The following is a 1,655-nucleotide window of genomic DNA, read 5'->3' as shown; positions in this document are numbered from 1 at the left end:
ATGTTTATAACGTCTTCGTGAGCCTGCTGAACCTCATCATGGCCTTTGGCGGCGAGCGCGACTGACATCCGTCCGCAGCGGTAAGCAAAAAGGCGACCTTCGGGTCGCCTTTTTCATTGGAGCCGTGCGGCCTCAGGCCCGCTCGAAGAGCGCGATGGATTCCACGTGGGATGTCTGCGGGAACATGTTGGCGATGCCCGCCCCCATCAGCCTGTAGCCCTTCTCGTTGGTCAGCACCGCTGTATCCCGGGCCAGCGTGGCCGGGTTGCACGAGACATAGACGATGCGCTTCGGCGAACACACGCCCAGCGCCTTGACCACCGCGATGGCCCCTTCCCGCGGTGGATCGATCAGCAGCTTGTCCAGCGGCCCGAGCGCCGCCAGGCTGTCTTCGGTCGCCTCGAACAGGTTGGCCGCGTGGAACTCGCAGCGCTCGCCCAGGCCGTTTTCGACAGCATTCTGGCCCGCCCGACGGACCAGCGCGTCGCTGCCCTCGACACCCACCACATAGGCGCCCAGACGGGCAATCGGCAGGCTGAAGTTGCCGAGCCCGCAGAACAGGTCGGCGATCCGCTCGCCGGGCTTCGGATCGAGCAGCTGCATCGTCCGGCGCATCAGCACCCGGTTGATGCCCATGTTCACCTGGGTGAAGTCGGTGGGCCGGAAAGCCATCGACACGCCGAACTCCGGCAGCGTGTAGGCTAGCCCCGGCGCGTCCTTCGGAAACAGCCGACGCGCCGAATCCGGGCCGCTCGGCTGCACCCACACCTGGATCGACTCCGCCTCGCCAAAGGCGACCAGCCGGGCCGTGTCGGCCGCGGAGAGCGGCACCAGATGCCGGAACACCATCACCGTGATCCCCTCACCCACCGCAATCTCGATCTGTGGCAGACGATCCGGCGCCGACATGCCGGAAATCAGCGCCCGCAAACGCGGCACCATCGCCGACAAATGGGGCGGCAGGATCGCGCAGCTTTCCATTGGCGCCACGTAGCTGCTGCGCCGCTCGTGAAAGCCGATCAGCACGCCGCCCTTGCTTGGCACCATCCGCACCGACAGCCGCGCGCGATAACGATAGCCCCAGGCCGGGCCGACGATCGGCGGGTAGAGCACATCCGGCCGCGCCCGGCCGATGTGCCAGAGGGCGTTCTCCAGCACCCGCTGCTTCGCCGCCACCTGGGCGCCGGATTCCAGATGCTGCATGCTGCAGCCACCGCACACCCCGAAGTGGGGGCAGCGCGGCTCGACCCGCTGGGCGCTGGCCGAAATCACCCGCGTCACATCCGCCACCTCGTAGTTCGGCTTGACCTTGTAGGACGTGAATTCGACCCGCTCGCCGGGCAAGGCGCCCTCGATGAAGATCGTCTTGCCGTCGACGTGGGTGACGCCGCGCCCCTCGTGATCAAGGGATTCGACAACGGCTTCGCGGGGGGCTGCTGCGTGCATGGCAATACGGTCGGAACAGGAAGGGCGCCATTTTAGCGGCGGGCACAGCCGTTGCAATCCGGCGCGTTATAATTGCCGGATGACAAATACACTTCTTGGCGGCCTGTCGGTCGAGACCTTTCTCACCGAATACTGGCAAAAAAAACCGCTCCTCGTGCGCCAGGCGGTTCCCGGCTTCACCGGCGTCGTAACCAAGGACGAACTCTTCG

Annotated in this window: 1 protein-coding gene; it reads right to left on the bottom strand. The window is 65.8% G+C overall.

The features are described from left to right. Window positions 1-132: 132 nt before the first annotated feature. The gene (gene rlmD, locus ACE3O8_RS13555) at window positions 133-1,503 is read right to left on the bottom strand and encodes a 23S rRNA (uracil(1939)-C(5))-methyltransferase RlmD (RefSeq protein ID WP_374390593.1); all 1,371 of its coding nucleotides are present in this window, start codon (window positions 1,501-1,503) and stop codon (window positions 133-135) included. Between the last annotated feature and the right edge of the window lie 152 nt (window positions 1,504-1,655).

Source organism: Sandaracinobacter sp., from assembly GCF_041909755.1.
Classification (GTDB): domain Bacteria; phylum Pseudomonadota; class Alphaproteobacteria; order Sphingomonadales; family Sphingomonadaceae; genus Sandaracinobacteroides.
The sequence above is the reverse complement of the archived record's forward strand: the minus strand, read 5'-3'. Positions and strand labels throughout refer to the sequence as shown.